This is a genomic window from Methylorubrum salsuginis (assembly GCF_900114375.1).
Classification (GTDB): Bacteria; Pseudomonadota; Alphaproteobacteria; order Rhizobiales; family Beijerinckiaceae; genus Methylobacterium; species Methylobacterium salsuginis.
The window spans coordinates 158009-182009 of sequence record NZ_FOSV01000006.1; the positions used below are offsets into that span (position 1 = coordinate 158009).

Annotated in this window: 21 protein-coding genes; 14 read left to right on the top strand and 7 right to left on the bottom strand. The window is 69.4% G+C overall.

What is annotated here, in order from left to right; all coding sequences use genetic code 11:
- Positions 1 to 23 precede the first annotated feature (23 nt).
- The 4 genes from BM140_RS09985 to BM140_RS10000 all read left to right on the top strand — a co-directional run bounded on the left by BM140_RS09985 (position 24) and on the right by BM140_RS10000 (position 5714).
- A complete protein-coding gene (locus tag BM140_RS09985; RefSeq protein WP_091944916.1) occupies positions 24 to 506 on the top strand; it encodes a 4-aminobutyrate aminotransferase in 483 nt (160 codons plus the stop codon).
- A gap of 250 nt (positions 507 to 756) precedes the next feature.
- Positions 757 to 2709: a PrkA family serine protein kinase gene (locus tag BM140_RS09990; RefSeq protein ID WP_091944919.1), complete on the top strand. Its 1953-nt coding sequence runs from the start codon at positions 757 to 759 to the stop codon at positions 2707 to 2709.
- Positions 2710 to 2798: 89 nt separating this feature from the next.
- Positions 2799 to 4100, top strand: coding sequence for a YeaH/YhbH family protein (locus tag BM140_RS09995; protein ID WP_091944922.1), 1302 nt, complete (start codon positions 2799 to 2801; stop codon positions 4098 to 4100).
- A 42-nt stretch (positions 4101 to 4142) separates the two neighbouring features.
- A complete protein-coding gene (locus BM140_RS10000) occupies positions 4143 to 5714 on the top strand; it encodes a SpoVR family protein (RefSeq protein WP_091944924.1) in 1572 nt (523 codons plus the stop codon).
- Here BM140_RS10000 and purN read toward each other — a convergent pair.
- Positions 5711 to 6370 (bottom strand): phosphoribosylglycinamide formyltransferase, encoded by a 660-nt coding sequence (gene purN, locus BM140_RS10005; protein ID WP_091944927.1) that lies wholly within the window; start codon positions 6368 to 6370, stop codon positions 5711 to 5713. The two genes, BM140_RS10000 and purN, sit on opposite strands and share 4 nt — an antisense overlap.
- A gap of 226 nt (positions 6371 to 6596) precedes the next feature.
- The gene (purM, locus tag BM140_RS10010) at positions 6597 to 7664 is read right to left on the bottom strand and encodes a phosphoribosylformylglycinamidine cyclo-ligase (protein ID WP_091944930.1); all 1068 of its coding nucleotides are present in this window, start codon (positions 7662 to 7664) and stop codon (positions 6597 to 6599) included.
- A gap of 182 nt (positions 7665 to 7846) precedes the next feature.
- Here purM and BM140_RS10015 point away from each other — a divergent pair, with 182 nt between their 5' ends.
- The 4 genes from BM140_RS10015 (at position 7847) to ppx (ending at position 13987) form a co-directional block, all read left to right on the top strand.
- Entirely contained in the window at positions 7847 to 8959 is a 1113-nt protein-coding gene (locus BM140_RS10015) for an AI-2E family transporter (RefSeq protein WP_091944933.1), read from the top strand.
- A gap of 36 nt (positions 8960 to 8995) precedes the next feature.
- Positions 8996 to 9724: a P-loop NTPase family protein gene (locus tag BM140_RS10020; RefSeq protein ID WP_091944936.1), complete on the top strand. Its 729-nt coding sequence runs from the start codon at positions 8996 to 8998 to the stop codon at positions 9722 to 9724.
- 209 nt (positions 9725 to 9933) lie between these two features.
- The gene (locus BM140_RS10025; RefSeq protein ID WP_091944939.1) at positions 9934 to 12300 is read left to right on the top strand and encodes an RNA degradosome polyphosphate kinase; all 2367 of its coding nucleotides are present in this window, start codon (positions 9934 to 9936) and stop codon (positions 12298 to 12300) included.
- A gap of 193 nt (positions 12301 to 12493) precedes the next feature.
- Positions 12494 to 13987, top strand: a complete 1494-nt coding sequence (gene ppx, locus BM140_RS10030; RefSeq protein WP_425287054.1) for an exopolyphosphatase — start codon at positions 12494 to 12496, stop codon at positions 13985 to 13987.
- Between the two features lie 12 nt (positions 13988 to 13999).
- On the opposite strand, the gene BM140_RS10035 is transcribed toward ppx, so the two are convergent.
- From BM140_RS10035 to moaB, 3 genes are all read right to left on the bottom strand, one after another.
- On the bottom strand, positions 14000 to 14350 hold the full coding sequence (locus tag BM140_RS10035; RefSeq protein ID WP_244535374.1) for a TonB family protein: 351 nt from the start codon (positions 14348 to 14350) through the stop codon (positions 14000 to 14002).
- 215 nt (positions 14351 to 14565) lie between these two features.
- Positions 14566 to 14775: a hypothetical protein gene (locus tag BM140_RS10040; RefSeq protein ID WP_091944947.1), complete on the bottom strand. Its 210-nt coding sequence runs from the start codon at positions 14773 to 14775 to the stop codon at positions 14566 to 14568.
- Between the two features lie 136 nt (positions 14776 to 14911).
- Positions 14912 to 15469: a molybdenum cofactor biosynthesis protein B gene (moaB, locus tag BM140_RS10045; RefSeq protein ID WP_091945168.1), complete on the bottom strand. Its 558-nt coding sequence runs from the start codon at positions 15467 to 15469 to the stop codon at positions 14912 to 14914.
- 174 nt (positions 15470 to 15643) lie between these two features.
- Here moaB and purB point away from each other — a divergent pair, with 174 nt between their 5' ends.
- The 6 genes from purB to BM140_RS10070 all read left to right on the top strand — a co-directional run bounded on the left by purB (position 15644) and on the right by BM140_RS10070 (position 21703).
- A complete protein-coding gene (gene purB / locus BM140_RS10050) occupies positions 15644 to 16951 on the top strand; it encodes an adenylosuccinate lyase (protein ID WP_091944951.1) in 1308 nt (435 codons plus the stop codon).
- Between the two features lie 61 nt (positions 16952 to 17012).
- Entirely contained in the window at positions 17013 to 17867 is an 855-nt protein-coding gene (locus BM140_RS10055) for a D-amino-acid transaminase (RefSeq protein WP_091944954.1), read from the top strand.
- Positions 17868 to 18051: 184 nt separating this feature from the next.
- On the top strand, positions 18052 to 18369 hold the full coding sequence (locus tag BM140_RS10060; RefSeq protein ID WP_091944958.1) for a hypothetical protein: 318 nt from the start codon (positions 18052 to 18054) through the stop codon (positions 18367 to 18369).
- A gap of 102 nt (positions 18370 to 18471) precedes the next feature.
- Complete coding sequence (locus BM140_RS25370) at positions 18472 to 18681, top strand: hypothetical protein (RefSeq protein WP_131803780.1); 210 nt, start codon at positions 18472 to 18474, stop codon at positions 18679 to 18681.
- A complete protein-coding gene (locus tag BM140_RS10065; protein WP_091944961.1) occupies positions 18660 to 19952 on the top strand; it encodes an adenylosuccinate synthase in 1293 nt (430 codons plus the stop codon). The genes BM140_RS25370 and BM140_RS10065 overlap by 22 nt, the downstream gene beginning before the upstream one ends.
- Positions 19953 to 20194: 242 nt before the next feature.
- Positions 20195 to 21703: a histidine kinase gene (locus tag BM140_RS10070; RefSeq protein WP_091944964.1), complete on the top strand. Its 1509-nt coding sequence runs from the start codon at positions 20195 to 20197 to the stop codon at positions 21701 to 21703.
- A gap of 196 nt (positions 21704 to 21899) precedes the next feature.
- Here the strand turns inward: BM140_RS10070 and rpoH are convergent, their stop codons facing one another.
- Complete coding sequence (rpoH, locus tag BM140_RS10075; RefSeq protein WP_091944967.1) at positions 21900 to 22790, bottom strand: RNA polymerase sigma factor RpoH; 891 nt, start codon at positions 22788 to 22790, stop codon at positions 21900 to 21902.
- Positions 22791 to 23003: 213 nt separating this feature from the next.
- Positions 23004 to 23996, bottom strand: coding sequence for an RluA family pseudouridine synthase (locus BM140_RS10080; RefSeq protein ID WP_244535375.1), 993 nt, complete (start codon positions 23994 to 23996; stop codon positions 23004 to 23006).
- Positions 23997 to 24001 lie beyond the last annotated feature (5 nt).

Here is a 24001-nt window from a genome sequence, read left to right on the forward strand (position 1 = left end):
CGCGTGACGACGAGGAAACGCCGATGACGTCCACGATCTCCGCCCGCCGCCCCGGTCCGGCCGCGACCCGGGCCTTGGTCCTCGCCGCCGCCTTGGGCGTCGCCGGCAGCGCGGCGGCGCAGACCACCGTGACCCGCAGCGAGACCGTGCCGGCCGGGAAGTCGGCCCGCCTCGTGATCGTGCCGAACCTCAAGAAGGATTGCTCGACCGGGCCGATGCCGGAGATCCGGGTGACGACGCCGCCGAAATTCGGCTCGCTCATCACCAAGGGCGGCAAGCTGAAGACCCCCGCCAAGTATCGCTGCCCGAACAAGGACGCCGAGGCGCAGGCGATCTTCTACCAGGGCAATGCCGGCTATACCGGCTCCGACACGGTGGTGGTCGAGATCAAGAATTCCGACGGCGAGATCGAGAAGCGCGACATCCGCATCACGGTCGAGGCGGCCAAGGGCAACGACAAGCCCGACGACAAGGCCAAGGAGAAGAAGGACACCACCGACCTGTAAGGTCCGGCGCCCCTTCGTGCTGCAGCGCAACAGGCCGGCGGCCTCCGCCGGTCCGAAACGGATGGGTTCAGGCGTGCCTGCGCCTATCGGATGAGGGTTAACATAACGCTAACCCGCAGGCCCCGCTCAAGTGTGACCCGTTTGCGACGCGGATCCCCCCGCATATTCGCGCTGCGACAAAACCCCCAATGCCAGTTGCATCCGAGCCGAGACAGGATGAAGCTGTCCTCAGCCTGAAGGGGGTGTTCGAATGCCGCTGCACTCGACGAACGACCTGTTCCAGAGCTTCGCTCGCGGTTACGAAGCGCGCCGCGACACGGAGATGACGCTCTCCGAGTATCTCGAGGCCTGCCGCGACAATCCGCTGATGTACGCCTCGGCCGCCGAGCGGATCCTCGATGCGATCGGCAAGCCGGAGATGGTGGACACCGCCAAGGATGCGCGCCTCGGCCGCGTGTTCATGAACCGGACGATCCGGGTCTACCCGGCCTTCGCCGAGTTCTACGGCATGGAGGAGACGATCGAGCGGATCGTCTCGTTCTTCCGCCACGCCGCGCAGGGCCTGGAGGAGCGCAAGCAGATCCTCTACCTCCTCGGGCCCGTCGGCGGCGGCAAGTCGTCCCTGGCCGAGCGGCTGAAGGCCCTGATGGAGGTGCATCCGGTCTACGTGCTCAAGGCCGGCGACGAGGTCTCGCCCGTCTTCGAGAGCCCGCTCGGCCTGTTCGACCCCGAGACCATGGGCCGGGAGATCGAGGAACGCTTCGGCATTCCGCGCCGCCGGCTGACCGGGCTGATGAGCCCCTGGGCGCTCAAGCGCCTCGACGAGTTCGACGGCGACATCTCCCGCTTCAAGGTGATCAAGGTGCGGCCCTCGCGCCTGCGCCAGATCGCCATCGCCAAGACCGAGCCGGGCGACGAGAACAATCAGGACATCTCGTCGCTGGTCGGCAAGGTGGACATCCGCCGGCTCGAAACGCTGTCCCAGGCCGATCCCGACGCCTACAGCTATTCCGGCGGCCTCAACCGGGCGAACCAGGGCGTCCTCGAATTCGTCGAGATGTTCAAGGCGCCGATCAAGATGCTCCACCCGCTGCTCACGGCGACGCAGGAGGGCAACTATGTCGGCACTGAGAATATCGGCGCGATCCCCTTCACCGGCGTGATCCTGGCCCACTCGAACGAGGCCGAATGGCAGTCGTTCAAGACCAACAAGAACAACGAAGCCTTCATCGACCGCATCTACGTCATCAAGGTGCCCTACTGCCTCCGGGTCACGGAGGAGCAGCGCATCTACGAGAAGCTGATCTCCGGCTCGGAACTCTCCACCGCGGCCTGCGCGCCGGGCACGCTGGAAATGCTGGCCCGCTTCTCGGTGCTGTCCCGCCTGCGGGAACATGCCAACTCCAACCTGTTCTCGAAGATGCGGGTCTACGACGGCGAGTCGTTGCGCGAGGTCGATCCCCGCGCCCGCTCGATGCAGGAATACAAGGACACCGGCGGCGTCGACGAGGGCATGGACGGGATCTCGACCCGCTTCGCCTTCAAGGTGCTGGCCGCGACCTTCAACCACGACACGACGGAAGTCTCGGCCGATCCGGTCCACCTGATGTACGTGCTGGAGCAGGCGATCCGGCGCGAGCAGCTGCCGCCGGAAACCGAGAAGCGCTACATGGAGTTCATCAAGACCGAACTCGCTCCGCGCTACGCCGAGTTCATCGGCCACGAGATCCAGAAGGCCTATCTCGAATCCTACCACGATTACGGCCAGAACCTGTTCGACCGCTACATCGACTATGCCGACGCCTGGATCGAGGATCAGGACTTCAAGGATGCCGAGACCGGCCAGCTCCTCAACCGCGAATTGCTGAACCAGGAGCTGACCAAGATCGAGAAGCCGGCGGGCATCGCCAACCCCAAGGATTTCCGCAACGAGGTGGTGAAGTTCGCGCTGCGCTCGCGGGCGCAGCACGGCGGCCGGAATCCTTCGTGGACCAGTTACGAAAAGCTGCGCGAGGTGATCGAGCGGCGAATGTTCTCCCAGGTCGAGGAGTTGCTGCCCGTCATCTCCTTCGGCTCCAAGAAGGACAGCGAGACCGAGAAGAAGCACGGCGAGTTCGTCGATCGGATGACCGACCGCGGCTATACCGAGCGTCAGGTTCGGCGCCTCGTGGAATGGTACATGCGGGTGAAGCAGGCGGGGTGAGGCGGGCGCCCCATCCCGGGCATCCGCCGCAATTCTGCACCTTATGTTCCTGATCCAGGGACGCGAAACCAGGCGCTGAGCGACACCGGATGCACATCGTCGACCGTCGGCTCAATCCAGGCGGAAAGAGCCTCCCCAACCGCCAGCGCTTCCTGCGCCGGGTCAAGGACGTCGCTCAGCGGGCGGTGCGCGAATCCGCCCGCGAGAAGGACATCAAGGATCTCGGCAAGGACGGGCGCATCACCGTGCCGGGCGACGGGGTGCGCGAGCCGCGCTTCTCGCGCCAGCCCGGCACGGGGCATCAGGACTACATCCTGCCAGGCAACAAGACCTACGTGGAGGGCGACCGGATCGAGCGCCCGCCGGGCGGCGGCGGGGGAGGCGGCGGCGCGGGCGAGGGCGGCGACGGCTCGGAGAACAGCGAGGACGCCTTCCACTTCGTGCTGACGCGGGAAGAGTTCCTCGACCTGTTCCTCGAAGACCTCGAACTGCCCGACCTCGCCAAAAGGCGGCTCGCCATCGTCGAGACCGAGGGCCTGCGCCGGGCCGGCTATACGGTGTCCGGCTCGCCTGCGAACCTCGCTCTGTCGCGCACCTTGCGCAATTCGATGTCCCGCCGCATCGCCCTCAAGCGGCCCAAGCTCGAGGAGATGACGGCGCTCGAGGCCGAGATCGCCCGAGCCCGCGAAACCGGCGATCCGGGCCTGCCCGACCTGCTTCAGAAGCTCGAAGCGCTACGCGAGCGCTCGAAGCGCATCCCCTATGTCGATCCGATCGACCTGCGCTTCCGCCGGTTCGAGCCCTACCCGAAGCCCATCGCCCAGGCCGTGATGTTCTGCCTGATGGACGTCTCGGGCTCGATGACCGAGCACATGAAGGACCTCGCCAAGCGGTTCTACATCCTGCTGCACATCTTCCTGACGCGCCGCTACAAGCACGTCGAGATCGTGTTCATCCGCCACACCGACCGGGCGACGGAGGTGGACGAGGAGACCTTCTTCGGCTCCCGCGAGACCGGCGGCACGCTGGTCTCCTCGGCACTCGTCGAGATGAAGCGGATCGTGGCCGAGCGCTACTCGCCCGACGACTGGAACATCTACGCGGCCCAGGCCTCGGACGGCGACAACGTCTCCTCCGACGGGCCGACCTCGACGGAGCTGTTGCGCGCCCACATCCTGCCGGCCTGCCAGCACTTCGCCTATCTGGAAGTCGGCGACGAGAACGGTCCCCGCGCCGGGTTCGTGGAGCACCGCACCACCCTGTGGCGGACCTACGAGGCGCTGGCCAAGGCGGGCGAGCCACTCGCCATGCGCAAGGTGAACCACCGTCGCGACATCTACCCGGTCTTCCGCGAGCTGTTCGGCCGCAAGGACACCAAGGCGGAAGCTTAACTCTCCTCCCCAATACGGGGAAACGCGTGGAGAAGGGCCGACATGGTCGCGAGCCTGAGCCGCAAGACATCCGCAGCCCCGCCGGCCGGCGAGCTGCTGTTCTCCGGCAACGACTGGGACTTCCACACGATCCGGCGCATCCACGACGCCTGCGAGGCGGTGGCCGGGCCGGAACTCGGCCTGTCGTGGTATCCGAACCAGATCGAGATCATCACCGCCGAGCAGATGCTCGACGCCTATGCCTCGATCGGCATGCCGCTGTTCTACAAGCACTGGTCCTTCGGCAAGCACTTCGCCCAGCAGGAGGCGAGCTACCGCCGCGGCCTGATGGGGCTCGCCTACGAGATCGTCATCAACTCCGATCCGTGCATCTCCTACGTCATGGAGGAGAACACGGCGACGATGCAGACGCTCGTCATCGCGCATGCCGCCTTCGGCCATAACCACTTCTTCAAGAACAACTATCTGTTCAAGCAGTGGACCGACGCGGAAGGGATTCTCGACTATCTCGACTTCGCCAAGGGCTACATCGCCCGCTGCGAGGAGCGCTACGGACACCAGGCCGTCGAGCAGGTGCTGGACGCCGCCCACGCCCTGATGAGCCAGGGCGTCCATCGCTATCCCCGCAAGAAGCGCCCCGATCTCGCCAGCGAGCAGCGACGCGAGCGCGAGCGCGAGCAGCACGGCGAGCAGATCTACAACGACCTCTGGCGCACCCTTCCGGCCAAGGCGGGCGCGGCCAAGGGCGACCCGGCCCTGGAGCGGCGCAAGGCGCTGCTCGAACTGCCGCAGGAGAACATCCTCTACTTCCTTGAGAAGGTGGCCCCGCGCCTGCGCCCCTGGCAGCGCGAGATCCTGCGGATCGTCCGGCTCGTCGCGCAGTACTTCTACCCGCAGCGCCAGACCAAGGTGATGAACGAGGGCTGCGCCACCTATTGCCATTACCGGATCATGAACGCCCTCTCGCAGAAGGGGCAGCTCAGCGAGGCGGCCTATCTCGAATTCCTGACCTCGCACACCAACGTCATCCGCCAGCCGAATTTCGACGACCGGTCCTTCGGTGGCCACAACCCCTATGCGCTGGGCTTTGCCATGATGCAGGACATCGCCCGCATCGTGGAGCAGCCGACGCAGGAAGACCGCGACTGGTTCCCCGACATCGCCGGCACCGGCGACGCCATGGGGGTGCTGCGCGATTGCTGGGAGAATTACCGCGACGAGAGTTTCATCGCGCAATTCCTGAGCCCCAAGCTCATGCGCGACATGCGCCTGTTCCACGTGGTGGACGATCCCGACGAGCCGGAGATGCGCGTCGAGGCGATCCACGACGAGCGCGGCTACCGCAAGATGCGCCGCTCCTTCGCGCGCCAATACGACGTGGCGTGGCTCGATCCCGATATCGAGGTGGTGGACGTCGATCTGGAGGGCGACCGCCGGCTCATCCTCCACCACAAGGCCTTGAACCGCATCACCCTCCAGAAGGACGACGCGCGGCGCGTGCTTCAGCATCTGGCCGATCTGTGGGGCTACGACGCGGTGCTGAAGGAGATCGACCCGGCGAGCGGCGCCGTGCTGGTGGAGCACACGGCGAGCGCCCGGCCGATCTTTTTCTAGAGCGAGAGCAGCGCGGCACCCGCGTCGCGCTCCGCCTTGCCGAGGCGCACGCGGCCGCCCTCCAGCACGGCCCCTCCTCCGGCGATCAGGGCGAGCGCCGCCGGGTACAGCCGGTGCTCCTGCACGATCACGCGGGCGGCCAGCGCGTCGGCGTCGTCGCCCGGCAACACCGGTACCGCCGCCTGGGCGACAATGGGCCCGGCATCGAGTTCCGGCACGACGTAGTGGACCGTGCAGCCGTGCAGCCGCACGCCGGCCTCTAAAGCGCGCTCATGGGTGTGCGTGCCCTTGAACAGCGGCAGCAGCGAGGGGTGGATGTTGATCATCCGGCCCGCCCACCCCTCGACGAAGGCGTCGGTGAGGATGCGCATGAAGCCGGCCAGCACGATCAGCTCGATCCCGGCGGCGTCCAGCTCTTGCTGAAGCGCGGCGTCGAAGGCGGCACGGTCGGGATAGGCTTTGTGGTCGATGGCGTGGGCCGGGATGCCGGCCTCCCGTGCGCGGGTCAGCCCGGCGGCGTCGGGACGGTTCGAGAGCACGAGCCCGATCTCGGCCGGATAATCGGTGGCGCGGGCCGCCTCGATCAGCGAGACCATGTTGGAGCCGCGGCCGGAGATGAGAATCGCGACGCGTTTTTTGGTTTTTTGGACGGACATGGGCGTTCCGACGGAAGTGACTCGGACCGTGCGGGGCAGAAACCCTCCCCCCTCTGCGGGGGAGGGTGCCCGCGGAGCGGGCGGGAGAGGGGCAGCGCGACGGCTCCGCTCGGCCGCCTTCGTCCAGTTATCTCCGGAAACGTCGCTCCCCTCTCCCGCCCCCTTCGGGGGCCACCCTCCCCCGCGGAGGGGGAGGGAGATGCGGCGGCGGTGACGCGCCTGAACCTTACAGCGCCAGCTTGCCCGTGAACGTCACCGGCTCCGCGCCCCGCTCGGTGATCCGCCCGAGCCGCACCGGCGCCTCGCCGGCCTCGGCGAGTGCGTCGGCCACCGCGTCCGCCGCGTCGGCGGCGGCGACCACCACCATGCCGATGCCGCAGTTGAACGTGCGCAGCATCTCGGGCTCGGCGACGCCGCCCTCGCGGGCGAGCCAGCCGAAGACCGGCGGCACGGAAATGGCGGACAGGTCGATCTCGATGCCGACGCCGTCGGGCAGCACCCGCGGCAGGTTGTCGGGAAAGCCGCCGCCGGTGATGTGGGCCAGCGCCCGGATGCCGCCCGCGCGCTTGAGGGCGGCGAGCAGCGGCTTCACGTAGATGCGGGTCGGCTCCAAGAGCGCCTCGCCGAGCGTCCGGCCGGGCGCGAACGGCGCGTCGGCGTCCCAAGCGAGGCCGGTCTTGGCCACGATGCGGCGCACCAGCGAGAAGCCGTTGGAATGGACGCCCGAGGACGGCAGGCCGAGCACCGCGTCGCCCGGCTCGATGCCCGGCCGCGGCAGCAGCGTGCCGCGTTCGGCCGCGCCCACCGAGAAGCCGGCGAGATCGTAGTCGGAGCCGTCGTAGAGGCCCGGCATCTCGGCGGTCTCGCCGCCGATCAGCGCGCAGCCCGCCTGCCGGCAGCCCTCGGCGATGCCGCGCACGATGTCGGCGCCGACACCCGACACCAGCTTGCCGGTGGCGTAGTAGTCGAGGAAGAACAGCGGCTCGGCGCCTTGGACGATGATGTCGTTGACGCACATCGCCACGAGGTCGATGCCGATGGTGGCGTGGCGCCCGGTCTCGATGGCGATCTTCACCTTGGTGCCGACGCCGTCATTGGCGGCGACCAGGATCGGGTCCTTGAAGCCCGCAGCCTTGAGGTCGAACAGGCCGCCGAAGCCGCCGATCTCCGCATCCGCCCCCGGCCGGCGCGTGGCGCGCACCAGCGGCTTGATGGTCTCCACGAGCGCGTTGCCCGCGTCGATATCGACGCCGGCCTGCGCGTAGGTGAGCCCGTTCCCGTCCTGCGCCGTCATCGCCGTCCCGCCGCCCGTCCACGATTCATGGATATGCGCTGCCACATCGCGAAGCGCTTGGCCACACCCGCGCGCGCAAGGCACCGCGCTCAGGCACAGCATCCTGCGTCGCGCCTTGACCCGCCGGGCCACGCTTCCCACTCTTGCGGGCGACGACGGCGACGAGACGGCAAGGAGCCTCGATGCGCGCACGGGCCATCATCGGGCTCTCGATCCTCGCGGTCCTGATCTTCCTGCTCTACGAGCTGCGCGAGGTGATGCTGCCCTTCGTGGCGGGGCTGGCGCTTGCCTACCTGCTCGATCCGCTCGCCGACCGGCTGGAGCGGCTCGGCCTCGGGCGGCTCGCCGCAACCCTCATCATCCTGGCGGGCTTCGTCGTCGGCTTCGTGGTGCTGCTCATCATCGTGGTGCCGCTGGCCGCCGGCCAGATCGCCGCGCTCGTCAACACGCTGCCGGGCACGGTCTCGCGGCTGCAGGCGATCCTCGTCGAGCGGGCCGGGCCGCTCTTGGAGCGCCTCGGCGGCAAGGAGGTGGTGGGCGAGTTGCAATCCTCCGTCGGCACGCTGGTCGGCCAGGGCGGCACGTGGTTCCTCGCCTTCCTCAAGTCGCTCTGGACCGGGAGCCAGGCGCTCGTCTCCATCGCCTCGCTGCTGGTCGTGACGCCGGTCGTCGCCTTCTACCTGCTGCACGACTGGGACCGGATGATCGCGGCCCTCGACCGCTGGGTGCCGCCGCGCCACCGCCCGACCGTGCGGCGCTTGGCCGGCGAGATCGACGGCGCGGTGACCGGCTTCGTGCGCGGCCAGAGCCTCGTCTGCCTCATCCTCGGCTCGTTCTACGCGGTCGGCCTGTTCATGGTCGGGCTGAATTTCGGCGTCCTGATCGGGATGATCTCGGGGTTTCTGACCTTCATCCCCTATGTCGGCACGCTCACCGGCTTCCTGCTCTCCGTCGGCGTCGCCCTGGCCCAGTGGTGGCCCACCGGCGACTGGCTGCATATCGGGCTCACCGTGGGCGTGTTCGTGGTCGGCCAGTTCCTCGAAGGCAACGTGATCTCGCCCAAGCTCGTGGGCGATTCGGTCGGCCTGCATCCGGTCTGGCTGATGTTCGCCCTGCTGGCCTTCGGCTCGCTGTTCGGCTTCGTCGGCCTGCTGCTCGCCGTGCCGGTCGCGGCCTCCATCGGCGTCGTCGTGCGCTTCGGCATCGAGCGCTATCTGGAAAGCCGGCTCTACCGGGGCGACGGGCCGCTTTTGGTCGGCGAGACCGAGGCCGCCCGGCTGCCCACCCGCGACTGACGAGACCCGAAACACGGCGCGGTGTATCCTGCCCGCATGCGCGACACCGCCCCCCCGAAACAGCTGGCCTTCGACCTGCCGCTGGACCCGCGCTACGGCGCCGAGGACTTTCTGGTCAGCCCCTCGAACGAGGAGGCCTACGGCCTGATCGAGGCGTGGCCGGATTGGCCCGACACGGTGTTCCTGCTGCGCGGGCCGCCGGGCAGCGGCAAGAGCCACCTCGCCTCGATCTGGGCGAGCCGGGCGCAAGCCTGGACCGTCTCCGCGGCGGAGGTCGGCCATGGCGACGTCGCCCACCTGATCTCCAACGGCGCCCTCGTGGTCGAGGACGTGGACCGCGAGGCCGGGCGCGACGAGGCGGCCCTGTTCCACCTGCTCAACCTCGCCCGCGAGCGGCGCTTCTCCGTGCTGCTCACCGCTTCCGGCCCCGTCGACGGCTTCGGCCTGAAGGTGGCCGATCTCCGCTCGCGCCTGCGCCTCGCCCCGGGTGCGGAGATCGGCCCGCCGGACGATGCCCTGCTCAAGGCGGTGATCGTGAAGCTGTTCGTGGACCGCCAGCTCGTGGTCGATCTCTCCGTGGTCGAAGCCTTGGCGCTGCGCATCGACCGCTCGCTCGCCCGCGCGCGTGAAATCGTGGCCGAACTCGACCGCGATGCCCTGGGCCGGCGCCGACGCATCTCCAAGCCGCTCGCGCTCGCCGTGCTCGACCGCCTCGGCGGCGAAGACGGCACGGACGAGCCGGAGCCGGAGGACGACGAACCGTGAGGCCGGTCGCGCGGCCCGTGCATCGAAGCGCTCCGGGCGGTGCCGCCATGACGGTTTTCGCCCACAGAGCGGCGCGCGACGCGCAATAGTGCTTGAGGAATGCACGGGGCGCCGGGCACGATGCACAAGGCGTCATCAAACTGTCAAACACGCGCGCCCCGCCCATGCTAGGGAGCCGGCCGCGATCGGAACGGAGAGGAGCCCGCGCGTTGTCGGAAGCCGAGTCGGACGCTCTGGTGCAGGATTCCGAGGCGATGGAGGTCGAAGAGACCAAACTCGCCACGGAGCGGGGGGTGCGCAGCGAGACGGCGCGCGCCCGCACGGCGCGTGCCGCCCGCATCCTCGCCGCCGAGAAGGCCGCCGAGAAGCCGAGCGAGCCGGATACCGGGGCCGACCCCGCCGCCACCGAGGCCGCCCGCGAGCCGGTGATCGAGGCGGGCCGCGCGCTCCGCCATTCGCCCGAGCGCTTCGTGAACCGGGAGCTGTCCTGGCTCCAGTTCAACCGCCGGGTGTTGGAGGAGGCCTCGAACCCCAACCATCCGCTGCTGGAGCAGCTTCGCTTCCTCTCGATCTCGGCCAACAACCTCGACGAGTTCTTCATGGTGCGGGTCGCGGGCCTGCACGATCAGGTCCGCGCCGGCATCACCACGCCCTCGCAGGACGGGCTGAGCCCCGCCGAGCAGCTCCTGCGCATCGGCGCCGAGGTGTCGCGGCTGGCCCTCGACCAGCAGGAGCGCTGGCGCCAGCTGCGCGAGGAACTGAACGGCAACGGCATCCACCTCGCCGAGCCGGCGGAACTGTCGCCCGAGCACACGGCGTGGCTGGAGGAGTACTTCCTCGCCCACGTCTTCCCGGTGCTGACGCCGCTGGCCATCGACCCGGCCCATCCGTTCCCGTTCATCCCGAATCTCGGCTCGACCATCGCCTTCATGCTGGTGCGCCCCCGCGACGGGCGGACGCTGCGCGCGCTGATCCGCATGCCGGCGGTGCTCGACCGCTTCGTGCGCCTGCCCGACCGGGAGGGCGACACGACGGCCCGCTTCATCGCCATCGAGCAGGTGATCGTGAAGTTCGCCGCCCGGCTCTTCCCCGGCTACACGCTCAAGGCCCAGGGCGCCTTCCGGGTCGTGCGCGATTCCGATCTCGAGATCGAGGAAGAGGCGGAGGACCTCGTCCTGCACTTCGAATCGGCGATCAAGCGCCGCCGCCGCGGCGTGGTGATCCGCCTCGAAGTCGAGGCCGGCATGACCGAGGAGCTGCGCGCCTTCGTGGCCGACGAGCTGGAGATCGCCCCCGACGCGATCTTCCTCGTCGAGGGGACGCTGGCGCTCAACGAGCTGTCGCAGATCGTCGGGATCGACCGGCCGGACCTCAAGTTCAAGCCCTACAACCCGCGCTTCCCCGAGCGCGTGCGCGAATCGGGCGGGGACGTGTTCGCCGCGATCCGCCAGAAGGATTTCTGCGTCCACCACCCCTACGAGTCGTTCGATTCGGTGGTGCAGTTCCTCCAGCAGGCCGCCCGCGACCCGAACGTGGTGGCGATCAAGCAGACGCTCTACCGCACCTCCTCGAACTCGCCGATCGTCGCCGCGCTGGCGGAAGCCGCCGAGGCCGGCAAATCGGTCACCGCGCTGGTGGAGCTGAAGGCCCGCTTCGACGAGGAGGCCAATATCCGCTGGGCGCGCAACCTCGAGAAGGCGGGCGCGCAGGTGGTGTTCGGCTTCGTCGAGCTGAAGACCCACGCCAAGCTGTCGATGGTGGTGCGCCGCGAGGGCGAGCGCCTCGTCACCTACTGCCATATCGGCACCGGCAACTATCACCCGATCACCGCCCGCGTTTACACGGATCTCTCGTTCTTCACCGCCGACCCGGCGATCGGCCGGGACGTGTCGCGCATCTTCAACTACGTCACCGGCTATGCCGAGCCGGCCGAGCTGGAGCGCATGGCGGTCTCGCCGCTCACCCTCAAGCCGCGCCTCCTCCAGCACATCGAGGAGGAGATCGCCCACGCGAAGGCCGGGCGGCCGGCGGCGATCTGGATCAAGTGCAACTCGCTGGTCGACAGCCAGATCATCGACGCGCTGTACGATGCCAGCCAGGAGGGTGTGCAGATCGATTGCGTGGTGCGCGGCATCTGCTGCCTGCGCCCCGGCATCCCCGGCCTGTCGGAGACGATCCGGGTGAAGTCGATCGTCGGGCGCTTCCTCGAACACGGGCGCGTCTACGCCTTCGGCAACGGCGCCGGGCTGCCGCATCCGAAGGCGACCGTCTACATCTCGTCCGCCGACCTGATGAGCCGCAACCTCGACCGGCGCGTCGAGGCGCTCTTGCCGATCACCAACCCGACGGTGCATCAGCAGGTGCTGGACCAGATCATGCTGGCCAACCTTCTCGACAACCGCCAGAGCTGGCGTGTACTGGCGTCGGGTGCCTGCGAGCGGATCGGCCCCACGGAGGGGGAAGAGCCGTTCAACGCGCACAAGTATTTCATGACGAATCCGAGCCTGTCCGGGCGCGGCAAGTCGTCGAAGAAGTCGAGCCCGCGGGCGCTCAGCCGCCGAGCGCATCGGTCCTGAGCCTCGGCCTGACACGGCGGGTCCGGGCTTTCGGAAAAGAGCCGATGCGCTCATCATCAGGCTCCGCGCCGGCGTCACCGCTCCGGCGCGTCTCCAATGACGGGCCCGCCCCGCGGCGCCCTGGCAAGGGGATCGCATGGGTCCGTACCGTTCGCACCTCACGCTCGCCCACGACGCCGAACGGCCGGGCCCCATGACCAACCGCACGACCGCCCCGATCGCGATCATCGATATCGGCTCGAACTCGGTGCGGCTCGTCGCCTATGACGGGCTGCAGCGGGCGCCGACGCCGCTCTACAACGAGAAGGTCCTGTGCGGGCTCGGCCGCTCGGTCTTCTCGACGGGCCGCCTCAACGAGGATTCGGTGCAGCGGGCGCTCACCGCGCTCAAGCGCTTCCGCGTCCTGTGCGACACGATGCGGATCGACCGCATCTTCGTGCTGGCGACGGCGGCGGCGCGCGACGCCGCCAACGGCCCGGCCTTCCTGGAGGCGGCGCAAGCCGCGCTCGGCCAGGAGATCCAGCTCCTGTCGGGCCGGCGCGAGGCGGAATTGTCGGCGCTCGGCGTCGTTTCGGGCTTCTACGCGCCGGACGGGGTGGTGGGCGATCTCGGCGGCGGTTCGCTCGAACTCGTCGATGTCCACGGCGTCACCGTCGGCCAGGGCGTGACCATGCCGCTCGGCGGGCTGGCGCTTCAGGATCTCTCGGAGAACTCGCCGCGCAAGGCGCGCAAGATCGCCCGCGAGCATCTCAAGAAGGCCGAGCCGCAGCTCGACACCCTGCGCGGGCGCACCTTCTACGCCGTCGGCGGCACGTGGCGGGCCCTGGCCCGGCTGCATCAGGCGGCCCGCGGCTACCCGCTCCACGTCATGCACGGCTACACCGTCGAGCCCTCGGACGAGCTGAGCTTCCTCGAAATGGTCGAGACGACCGATGCGGCGACGCTGCAGGAGGTCGAGACCATCTCCGAGGCGCGCCGCCCGCTGCTCGCCTACGGCGCGGTGGTGCTCGAAGAGATCATCCGGTCCGGGCGCCCCCGCGAGATCGCGATCTCGGCGAGCGGCGTGCGCGAGGGCCTGCTGTTCGAGCAGCTCGACCGCGAGACGCGGGCGCTGGATCCGCTGATCGTCTCGGCCCAGGAACTGAACGAGCAGCGCGCCCGCTCCCCCGGCCACGGCGAGGAGCTGCGCGCCTGGACCGACCGCTTCATCGAGACCCTCGACGGGCCCGAGACCGCAGGCGAGCGGCGCCTGCGCCACGCCGCCTGCCTGCTTTCGGATATCGGCTGGCGGGCCCATCCGGATTACCGCGGCGAGCAGAGCCTCAACGTCATCGCCAACGCGGCCTTCACCGGCATCGACCATCCGGGCCGGGCCTATCTCGCCCTATCGGGCTATTTCCGCCACGAGGGCGTGGCCCCGGAAAAGGCGAGCCCGATGCTGCGGGGCTTGGCCGGCCCCCGCCTGTTCGACCGGGCCCGGCTGATCGGCGCGCTGTTGCGGGTCGCCTTCCCGGTCTCCGCCGGCATGGCCGGCCCGCTCGCCCGGATGCCGGTGACGGTGGAGGACGGCAAGGTGGTCTTGCGCCTGCCGCGGGACTGGGAGGCCCTGAACGGCGAACGCCTGCTCAACCGCGTGCGCGGTTTGGCCCGCGTGATCGGGCTGGACGGCCGGATCGACGTCGGCTGATTTTCTAGGTTCTCAGCGCAGCGTCAGCGGGAAACTGAGCTCGGTATAGCCCTCCAGCGTCAGCAGATCGCGCGGGGGCGGGGCGAACGGCCCGGCGGCCTCCGCGGCCCGGCGCGCCCGCTCACCGAGCGCCGGGGCGCCCTCCTCGATCTCGACGCCGTCGAGCGTGCCGTTGGCCGCGATCCGCACCCGCAGGGTCACCGGCCCGCCGCGCCCCGGCGCCGCCGCACGGTCGGCCGCGCCGATGCGGTTGACCACGTCGGCGACCCAGGCCCGCGCCTTGGTATCCACCCGCGGCGCGGCGGTGGCCGGCCACGCGGACATCGCCAGGACGAAGAGGGCCGGCAGGAAACGGGACGCCACGCGAGAAACTCCGACGGGCCGAGGGAACGACGGCCCCTCGGATGAGGCGGCCGGACAGCGAGCAATCGAGCTTGAAACAGTCACGCTTGGAACAGTCGCGCTTGCGGCCGCCCCAGGCCACAACGAAAGTAGGGCCGCAACGAAAAAGGGCGCCCTGGGGCGCCCCGGACGCGGGACCGCGACCGGTCACATCTGCGTGCCGGTCGCTTGTCCGGTCACATGCGGCTCTTCTTGCCGGACTTCATCTTCTTCGACTTCATCGGGGTGCCGCCCGACATCTTGCCGCTCATCTTGCTCTCGGGCTGCACGCCGGTGGCGTTGGAGCCGGTCATCTGCGCGCCGCCGCCGCTCTGGGCGAGGACCGGCGTGGTCAGGGCGGCGGAGCCGACGACGAGCGCGGCAGCGAGACCGATGGCGTATCTCATAGGGCGTCTCCCGATTTGTCGTTGTGGTTCTTGACCGTGACACCAACAGCTCGTTCCGGCCGAGGTTCCGCGGGGCGCCTCCGGCTTTGTCATTGCACCGCAACAACAATTTGCCGCAGCGCCGCCTGGCGACCGTTCAGCTTGCGGCCGACGCGCCCCGGCGCAGATGCTCGTCGAGCCGCGGCATGATCTCGACGAAGTTGCAGGGCCGGTGCCGGTAATCGAGCTGGCTCGCCAGGATGCCGTCCCAGGCGTCGCGGCAGGCCCCGGGCGAGCCCGGCAGCACGAAGATGTAGGTCGCCCCCGCGACCCCCGCGGTCGCCCGCGATTGCAGCGTCGAGGTGCCGATCTTTTCGTAAGAGATCCGGTGGAAGATGGCGGAGAACCCGTCCATCCGCTTCTCGAACAGCGGCTCCAGCGCCTCCGGCGTCACGTCGCGCCCCGTGAAGCCGGTGCCGCCGGTGGTGAGGATCACGTCGATCCCCGGATCGCGCACCCAGGCGCCGACCCGCTCCCGGATGGCGCCCACCTCGTCCGGCACGATGTCCCGATCGGCCAGCCGATGCCCGGCTTCCGTCAGCCGCGCCGCCAGCGTGTCGCCGGACTTGTCGTCGGCGAGCGTGCGCGTGTCGGACACCGTCAGCACGGCGATCGAGAGGGGGATGAAGGCGCGGGCGGGTTTTGGGTCGGACATCGGCGTCTCGCGGGCGTTCACGGCGGATGCTGTCGCATATGGCGTGGCGGGGGCGACTTGTCCCGTGAATGTCCGGTAGGCACGTCAGGGGCGCCGGCGCGCGCGTTTACGCTCCCGCCCGCCCCATGCTAGGCGCCGTGGCAAATCGCGCGTCCTGACGAGGCAACCCCCAAAATGATCCCCCGCTACTCCCGTCCCGAGATGGCCGCGATCTGGTCGCCGGAGAGCCGGTTCCGGATCTGGTTCGAGATCGAGGCGCACGCCACGACCGCGCTCGCGAATATCGGCGTCGTCCCGAAGGAGGCGGCCGACAAGGTGTGGGAGAAGGGCCGCGACGCGGTGTTCGACGTCGCGCGGATCGATGAAATCGAGGCGGTGACGAAGCACGACGTCATCGCGTTCCTGACGCATCTGTCCGAGATCGTCGGGCCGGAGGCGCGCTTCGTCCACCAGGGCATGACCTCGTCGGACGTGCTCGACACCTGCCTCAACGTGCAACTGACCAAGGCCGCCGACATCCTGATCAAGGATCTCGACGCGCTCCTCGCCGCGCTCAAGCGGCGCGCCTTCGAGCATAAGCTGACCCCGACCATCGGCCGCTCGCACGGCATCCACGCCGAGCCGGTCACCTTCGGCCTCAAGCTCGCCCAGGCCTACGCGGAGTTTTCGCGCGCGAAGGAGCGGCTGATCGCGGCGCGGAAAGAGGTCGCGACCTGCGCGATCTCCGGCGCCGTCGGCACCTTCGCCAACATCGACCCGCGGGTGGAGGAATACGTCGCCGAGCAGATGGGCCTTCAGCCTGAGCCGGTCTCGACCCAGGTGATCCCGCGCGACCGCCACGCCATGTTCTTCGCCGTCCTCGGCGTGATCGCCTCGTCGATGGAGCGGCTCGCCATCGAGGTGCGCCATCTCCAGCGGACCGAGGTGCTGGAAGCGGAAGAATTCTTCTCCGAGGGGCAGAAGGGCTCCTCGGCCATGCCGCACAAGCGCAACCCGGTGCTGACCGAGAACATCACCGGCCTCGCCCGCATGGTACGCGGCTACGTGACCCCGGCCCTGGAGAACGTCGCGCTCTGGCACGAGCGGGACATCTCGCACTCCTCGGTCGAGCGGATGATCGGCCCCGACGCCACCGTCACCCTCGATTTCGCGCTCGCGCGGATGACGGGCGTGATCGACAAGCTGCTGATCTACCCGGCCAACATGCAGAAGAACTTGGACAAGCTCGGCGGCCTCGTCCACTCGCAGCGGGTGCTGCTGGCGCTGACCCAGGGCGGCGTCTCGCGGGAGGATTCCTACCGGCTGGTCCAGCGCAACGCGATGCCGGTCTGGCGCGGCGAGGGCGATTTTTTGTCACTTCTCAAGGCCGACGCGGAAGTGACCGCCGTCTTGAAGCCTGAGCAGATCGAGGAATGCTTCGACCTCGGGTACCACTTCAAGCACGTCGATACGATCTTCTCGCGGGTGTTCGGGGCGGCCTGAGCGGAGCCGTCCAGCACGGAACCTGCTTCTCCACGCGAAGACGGACCACCCGAGACCTCCGATGACCCGCATCGCCTACCTCAACGGTGACTTCCTCCCCCTCGACGAGGCCCGCGTGCCGGTGATGGACCGCGGCTTCCTGTTCGCCGACGGGATCTACGAGGTCGCGGCGGTGCTGCACGGCCGCCTCGTGGACAACGCCGCCCACTTGGCCCGGCTCGACCGCTCGCTGTCGGAGATCGGCATCCGCAACCCGCACACCGCTGAGGAATGGGAGCGGCTGGAGACGGAGCTGGCCGAGCGCAACGGGCTGAAAGAGGGCCTCGTCTACATCCAGGTGACGCGGGGCGTGGCCGAACGCGACTTCTCCTTCCCCAAGGACGAGGTCGCGCCGACCGTGATGATGTTCGGCCAAGCCAAAAGCATCGTCGCCAACCCGCTGGCCGAGACCGGGGCCAAGGCGATCACCGTGCCGGACCTGCGCTGGAAGCGGCGCGACATCAAATCGGTGGCGTTGCTGGCTCAAGTTCTCGCCAAGCAGCAGGCGGCGGAGGCCGGGGCGGCCGAGGCCTTCATGATCGAGGACGGGGTGGTGACGGAGGGCTCGTCCTCCTCCGTCTTCATCGTGACGAAGGCGGGCGCGCTGGTGACGCGCCCGCTCTCGCACGCGCTGCTGCCGGGCATCACCCGGGCCGCCGTGCTGGCACTGGCCGAGGAGACCGGGATCACGTTCGAGGAGCGGATCATCGCGGCCGACGAACTGCCGGAAGCCGCGGAGGCGTTCTACACCTCCGCCTCGGCCTTCGTGATGCCGGTGGTCGAGATCGACGGCCGCACGCTGGGCGACGGCAAGCCCGGCCCGGTGGCGCGGCGCCTGCGCGAGCTCTACTTCGCCTTCGCCGAGGGTCGGCACTGAAAGAGGACAAGACCGGACCGCGATGCGCTCGGCGCAGTGCGGTCTGCCCGCGCGACGGCGCGGCGGCGGTCGTCCGCCGGACGCGCTTCTCCCGACCCCCGGTCGGGGGAAGCGCAACTGGAAAGTGAGAGGAACGCGTCGCGGGGGGCCCTCGTTGGTTCGTGAAGGACCGACCGAGGATACGATGACTTTCGGAAAGACGATGTTCGTGGCCGCCGCCCTGCTGACGGCCTCCGCCGGCACGGTGGCCTTCGCGCAGGACCCGTCCGTGCCCCAGCGCGGCCAGGACAGCGACCCGAAGCTGCCCGGCCCCAACGACCGGGTGCCGGAGAAGGTGCGTCCCGAGGGCGACAGCACCGGTACGACCTTGAGCGACAAGCTCGAGAAGTCGGACGGCGTGATCAAGCCGCCCTCGGGCATCGACCCTGAGATCAAGACCATCGCCCCCGATCCGACCCCGAACTCGACCCCGGTCATCAAGCCGCCGGGCGACGCCAAGTGAGGGCGCCGTAAGGGCGCCCCGCCCCGTCGCACATGGCCGGTCCCCAATCAGGGCCGGCCGCTTGCCTTGACGGGCCTGCTCAGATCGCCGAAGAGGCCTCGCATGCTCGATCCCCGGCTCACGCCGGGGTTTTTGCGCGTGCGCAACCGCTTGGCGCCCGCGCTCGGAACGGCCCGGACGGTGGTTGCCGGCTTTCGAAAAGAAGCCGATGCACGAAACCGAGGTGGCCGGCGCATTGTCCCGGCGCAAACCGGGGCGGACGTCGGCGAACGCGAGACAGGTCTGATCGCATGGCGAACGTCGTCGTCGTAGGCGCCCAGTGGGGCGACGAGGGCAAGGGCAAGATCGTCGACTGGCTCTCCGAGCAGGCCGACATCGTGGTGCGCTTCCAGGGCGGCCACAATGCGGGCCACACGCTGGTGGTCGGCAACGCCGTCTACAAGCTGTCGCTGCTGCCCTCCGGCGTCGTCCGCGAGGGCACGCTCGGCGTCATCGGCAACGGCGTGGTGCTCGACCCTTACGCGCTCGCCTCCGAGATCGACCGGCTCGCCGGCCAGGGCGTCAGCATCTCCCGCGACAATCTCCGCGTCGCCGACAACGCCACCCTGATCCTCTCGCTCCACCGCGAGCTCGACGCCCTGCGCGAGGACGGGGCTCCCGGCACCAAGATCGGCACGACCAAGCGCGGCATCGGCCCGGCCTACGAGGACAAGGTCGGACGCCGCGCGATCCGCCTGATGGACCTGGCCGAGCCCGAGACCCTGCCGCCGAAGATCGAGCGGCTGCTCGCCCACCACAACGCGCTGCGCCGCGGCTTCGGCCTCGACGAGATCGCCGAACAGACCATCCTCGACGAGTTGACGGGCATCGCCGACCGGGTGCTGCCGTTCCAGGACACGGTGTGGCATCTGCTCGACGAGGCCCGCCGCAAGGGCAGCCGCATCCTGTTCGAGGGCGCGCAGGGCGCGCTGCTCGACGTCGATCACGGCACCTACCCGTTCGTCACCTCGTCCAACACCGTGGCGGGTCAGGCCGCGACCGGCTCGGGGCTCGGCCCGCGGGCGATCGGCTACGTGCTCGGCATCGCCAAGGCCTACACCACCCGCGTCGGCGAGGGTCCGTTCCCGACCGAACTCCACGACGAGATCGGCCAGCGCATCGGCGAGCGCGGCCACGAATTCGGCACCGTGACCGGGCGCAAGCGCCGCTGCGGCTGGTTCGACGCCTGCCTCGTGCGCCAGACGGTGCAGACCTCGGGGATAGACGGCATCGCGCTGACCAAGCTCGACGTGCTCGACGGCTTCGACGAGATCAAGGTCTGCACCGCCTACGAGATCGACGGCAAGCGCCTCGACCACCTGCCCGCGAGCCAGGGGCAGCAGCAGCGCGCGGTTCCGGTCTACGAGACGATTCCGGGCTGGTCCGGCACCACCGCGGGCGCGCGCTCCTGGGCCGACCTGCCGGCCCAGGCGATCAAGTACGTGCGCCGGATCGAGGAACTGATCGGGGCCCCGGTCGCCCTGCTCTCGACCTCGCCGGAGCGCGACGACACGATCCTGATGCACAACCCCTTCGAAGATTGAGCGAACAGAGCGCGTGCCGACGAAGGGGAGGCCGGTTCGTCGAAAGAATGCGCGCCAGAACAAGAACCTAGAGCATCGGCCCGAAAGGTGGGGACCGGCCTTCGGAAAAAAGCCGATGCGGCACGATAACGGAGAGCATCGTCCCGGATCCGATATCCGGGACGATGCTTTAGAGCCGTATCCGATCTGATGGATCGGATACGGCTCGAGGCAGGCGGACAGGACAGGCGGATCGGGGCACGATGGCCGACTATTATCCGTTGCTGGCGCGGGCGCTCGATGCCCTGCCCGACCGGACGCCGGCCCTGCGCAAGGCCGTCTACGACCGCGCCCGCAGCGCGCTGATCGGGCAGTTGCGCACCCTCGACCCGCCGGTGCCGGACGCCGACATCGAGCTGGAGCGCAAGGCGCTGGACGCGGCGATCGAGCGGCTGGAGGCCGGCTACGGCCCTGGACCCGCAGCCCCAGCGGAAACGCCGGCGGCGCCGCCCGTCGAGCCCAAGCCCCCGGCCAGGACCGAGACGCCGACGGCGACCGTCGAACCGAAACCCGAACCCAAGCCGGCACCGGAGAGCCCCCCTCCCCCGCCTCCGGAGGCCGCGCCGCCCAAGAGGACTGAGGCCGAGCCCGCGGAACCCAAACCCGTGGCGCCCGCAGAAGCGAAGCCGAAGCCCGCCGCGGAGCCCAAGCCCGGCGCGAAAAAACCGGCGCCCGAGCCGCTGCCGCCGGCCGACCTGCCCGCCGACCTCCTGCCCGAACCCGGCCCGCCGGTGGACGCGCAGCCCTTCGTGCCACCGCCCCGCCGGCCGAAGCCGGAGGAGCGCGCCGAAGCGCGTCCCGAGGCGGCCGCCGGCTTCATCCCGACCGCACCTTCGGCCGAGAACGAGGACGTGGGCGCGACGGAGGGCGCGAACGGGCGCCAGCGTCCGCGCATCGACGTGGTGGCCCGGCCCGCCGGGCGCTCGCGCCTGCTGCGCAACCTGTTCGTCGGCGGGGTGCTGGCGAGCGTGATCGCCCTGATCGCGGTCGCGGCGTTCTTCCTGCGCGACCGGCCCGCCGACCTCCAGCGCACCATCGCCGACACGCAAGGTGATACCCCGGCCGAGACGCCGGACGCCAAGTTCGCCGACCGGGTCGGCGGCGAGGCCGAGCCGAAACCGAAGCCCGCCGCACCCGGCGCGAGCCCGGCCCAGCCCGAGGTGGCGGTCTCGCAGCGCGCCGTTCTCTACGAGGAGAACCCGTCCGATCCGCGCGCCCAGCCCGCCTCCTCGGTCGGCCATGCGGTCTGGCGGCTCGACACCGTGAGCGGCGAGCAGGGTGAGCCGCTGCAGACGGTGCTGCGCGCGACGATCGAGTATCCGGAGGCCGGGCTGACGCTGGCGATGACGATCCGCCGCAACCGAGACGCGACGCTGCCGGCCTCGCACACGATCGAGCTGGCCTTCACCAATTACGGCTCGGGCGCCAAGCGCGCGGTGCAGAATGTCGGGCTGCTCCAGCCCAAGGAGGAGGAAGCCGCCCGCGGCGCCCCCGTCTCGGGCCTGCCGGTGCGGGTGCGGGAAAACCTGTTCCTGATCGGCCTGTCGTCGCTGAAGAGCGACGTGGATCGCAACACCGAGCTGCTGCTGCACCGCAACTGGTTCGACCTGCCGATCTCCTACGCGTCGGGCACGCGGGCGATCCTGACCTTCGAGAAGGGCAATTCCGGTGCCCGCGCCATGCAGGCCGCCTTCGACGCCTGGAAGGATTGAATCCCGAGACTCCAAAGGGATCGTCCCTTTGGCGGGGCACCGGGGCAGAGCCCCGGTTTCCCTTCAAACCAGGGCTCTGCCCTGGACCCGCGAAAGGACTCGTCCTTTCGAAACCCGGGACTTTGAGCATCGGCCCGAAAGGTGGGAACCGGCTTCCGGACAAAGCCGATGCGGCACAGGGACCTAGCGCATTGCGCTAGGCGCGGGCTTCGGCTCGCGGCAGTTCGCGGGTGGCGAGGTTGCGCTTGACCGCCTCCTGCACCTTCTCGAAGGCGCGCACCTCGATCTGGCGCACGCGCTCGCGGGAGACGCCGAACTCGCCGGACAGATCCTCCAGCGTGATCGGATCGTCGGCGAGCCGCCGCGCCTCGAAGATGCGCCGCTCGCGCGGGTTCAGGACGCCGAGCGCGTCGCGAAGCGCCGAGAGGCGGTTGCGTCCCTCCTCCTCGCGGGCCAGCACCGTCTCCTGGCTCGGGCTGTTGTCCACCAGCCAGTCCTGCCACTCGCCCTCGCCCTCCTCGCGCAAAGGCGCGTTGAGCGAGGTGTCGCCGGACAGGCGACGGTTCATGTCGACCACGTCCTGCTCCGGCACGCCGAGCGAGGTGGCGATCGACTTCACCTGCTCGGGGCGCAGGTCGCCCTCGTCTAGCGCCGAGATGCGGCCCTTGGCCTTGCGCAGATTGAAGAACAGCTTCTTCTGGTTGGCGGTGGTGCCCATCTTCACGAGCGACCACGAGCGCAGGATGTATTCCTGGATCGCCGCCTTGATCCACCACATCGCGTAGGTGGCGAGGCGAAAGCCCTTGTCCGGATCGAAGCGCTTGACCGCCTGCATCAGGCCGACATTGCCCTCGGACACGACCTCGCTGATCGGCAGCCCGTAGCCGCGGTAGCCCATGGCGATCTTGGCGACCAGCCGCAGGTGCGAGGTGACGAGGCGGTGCGCCGCGTCACGGTCGCCGCCGTCGCGCCAGCTCTTGGCCAGGGTGAATTCCTCCGCAGGCTCCAGCATCGGGAACTTGCGGATCTCGTCGAGGTAGCGCGAAAGGCCTCCCTCGTTGGCGAGCACGGGCAGTGCGCCAGCCATGTGCACCTCCTTCAACAGCCCCCCGAATCGGGCGGGCTCCAAGCACGGCCGCTCCTCTTGAGCCGGCCACGCCGCTTCCCATCTTAGACGGGTTCCGCCGTGCCCGGTAGCGACCAACGCTGTTCACGCGGGGTCCAACGCGCGAAGCGGAGTCCGGGTTTAACGTGTCACGCGGGCGCACCCGTCGCGGTGCCGAAACGCACCTTGTTGGGATCACCCCTCCAAGGCCACCAGAAGCTCCGAAAAATCCGCCGGCAAGGCGCTCTCGAAGCGCATCCGCTCGCCCGAGCGCGGATGCAGGAAGCCGAGTTCGGCCGCGTGCAGCGCCTGGCGCCCGAGGGCCGTCAGCGCCGCCCGCGGCGCATCCCCGAGGCGGGCCGCCTTGGTCTTGAAGGCGGCGCCGTAGGTCGGATCGCCGAGCAGCGGATGGCCGCGATGGCTCAAATGCACCCGGATCTGGTGGGTGCGCCCGGTCTCCAGGCGGCAGCGCACCAGCGCCGTGAGCCCGTCGCCGCCGGGCAGCCCCTCGACCCGGTAATGGGTGACCGCGTGCCGCCCCTCGCCCTCGCGGACGACGGCAATCTTTTCGCGGTTGTGCCGCGAGCGGGCGAGCGAGGCGGTGATGGTTCCGGTCCGCGGCTCGGGCACCCCCCAGACCAGGGCGAGATAGGCCCGCTCCAGCGCGCCGCTGCGGCCGTGATCGGCGAACTGGGCCGAGAGACCCTGATGCGCCAGATCGTTCTTGGCGACGACGAGGAGCCCGCTCGTGTCCTTGTCGAGGCGGTGGACGATGCCGGGCCGGCGCACCCCGCCGATGCCCGACAGGCTCACCCCGCAATGGGCGATCAGCCGGTTGACCAGCGTGCCGTCCTCGTGTCCCGCCGCCGGGTGGACGACGAGGCCCGCCGGCTTGTCGATGACGATGAGATCGTCGTCCTCATGGACGACCGTGAGGGGCAGCGCCTCGCCCTGCGGCTCCGCGGGCGCGGGCGCCGGCACCACCACCTCGATCCGGCTCCCGCCCACGACTTTTCGCGATGGGTCGCGCACCTCCACGTCGTCGCAGCGCACGAAGCCGTCGCGGGCGAGGGCCTGGAGCCGGGCGCGGGAGAGATCCTCGAAGCCGCGGGCGAGCACGCGGTCGAGTCGCTCGGGCGCGGCCCCCGGCTCCACGACGAGGCTGCGGATGGTCTGATCGTCAGTCACAGGAT

Excerpts from the sequence above, each read along its gene's own strand:
- ppx (WP_425287054.1), top strand. The coding sequence starts at position 12,494 with ATGACCAACCGCACGACCGCCCCGATCGCGATCATCGATATCGGCTCG.
- BM140_RS25370 (WP_131803780.1), top strand. The coding sequence starts at position 18,472 with ATGCTCGATCCCCGGCTCACGCCGGGGTTTTTGCGCGTGCGCAACCGC.
- BM140_RS10055 (WP_091944954.1), top strand. The coding sequence starts at position 17,013 with ATGACCCGCATCGCCTACCTCAACGGTGACTTCCTCCCCCTCGACGAG.
- purN (WP_091944927.1), bottom strand. The coding sequence starts at position 6,370 with ATGTCCGTCCAAAAAACCAAAAAACGCGTCGCGATTCTCATCTCCGGC.
- rpoH (WP_091944967.1), bottom strand. The coding sequence starts at position 22,790 with ATGGCTGGCGCACTGCCCGTGCTCGCCAACGAGGGAGGCCTTTCGCGC.
- purB (WP_091944951.1), top strand. The coding sequence starts at position 15,644 with ATGATCCCCCGCTACTCCCGTCCCGAGATGGCCGCGATCTGGTCGCCG.
- BM140_RS10070 (WP_091944964.1), top strand. The coding sequence starts at position 20,195 with ATGGCCGACTATTATCCGTTGCTGGCGCGGGCGCTCGATGCCCTGCCC.
- BM140_RS10065 (WP_091944961.1), top strand. The coding sequence starts at position 18,660 with ATGGCGAACGTCGTCGTCGTAGGCGCCCAGTGGGGCGACGAGGGCAAG.
- BM140_RS09995 (WP_091944922.1), top strand. The coding sequence starts at position 2,799 with ATGCACATCGTCGACCGTCGGCTCAATCCAGGCGGAAAGAGCCTCCCC.
- BM140_RS10040 (WP_091944947.1), bottom strand. The coding sequence starts at position 14,775 with ATGAGATACGCCATCGGTCTCGCTGCCGCGCTCGTCGTCGGCTCCGCC.
- BM140_RS10020 (WP_091944936.1), top strand. The coding sequence starts at position 8,996 with ATGCGCGACACCGCCCCCCCGAAACAGCTGGCCTTCGACCTGCCGCTG.
- BM140_RS09985 (WP_091944916.1), top strand. The coding sequence starts at position 24 with ATGACGTCCACGATCTCCGCCCGCCGCCCCGGTCCGGCCGCGACCCGG.
- BM140_RS10015 (WP_091944933.1), top strand. The coding sequence starts at position 7,847 with ATGCGCGCACGGGCCATCATCGGGCTCTCGATCCTCGCGGTCCTGATC.
- BM140_RS10000 (WP_091944924.1), top strand. The coding sequence starts at position 4,143 with ATGGTCGCGAGCCTGAGCCGCAAGACATCCGCAGCCCCGCCGGCCGGC.
- BM140_RS10060 (WP_091944958.1), top strand. The coding sequence starts at position 18,052 with ATGACTTTCGGAAAGACGATGTTCGTGGCCGCCGCCCTGCTGACGGCC.
- moaB (WP_091945168.1), bottom strand. The coding sequence starts at position 15,469 with ATGTCCGACCCAAAACCCGCCCGCGCCTTCATCCCCCTCTCGATCGCC.
- BM140_RS09990 (WP_091944919.1), top strand. The coding sequence starts at position 757 with ATGCCGCTGCACTCGACGAACGACCTGTTCCAGAGCTTCGCTCGCGGT.
- purM (WP_091944930.1), bottom strand. The coding sequence starts at position 7,664 with ATGACGGCGCAGGACGGGAACGGGCTCACCTACGCGCAGGCCGGCGTC.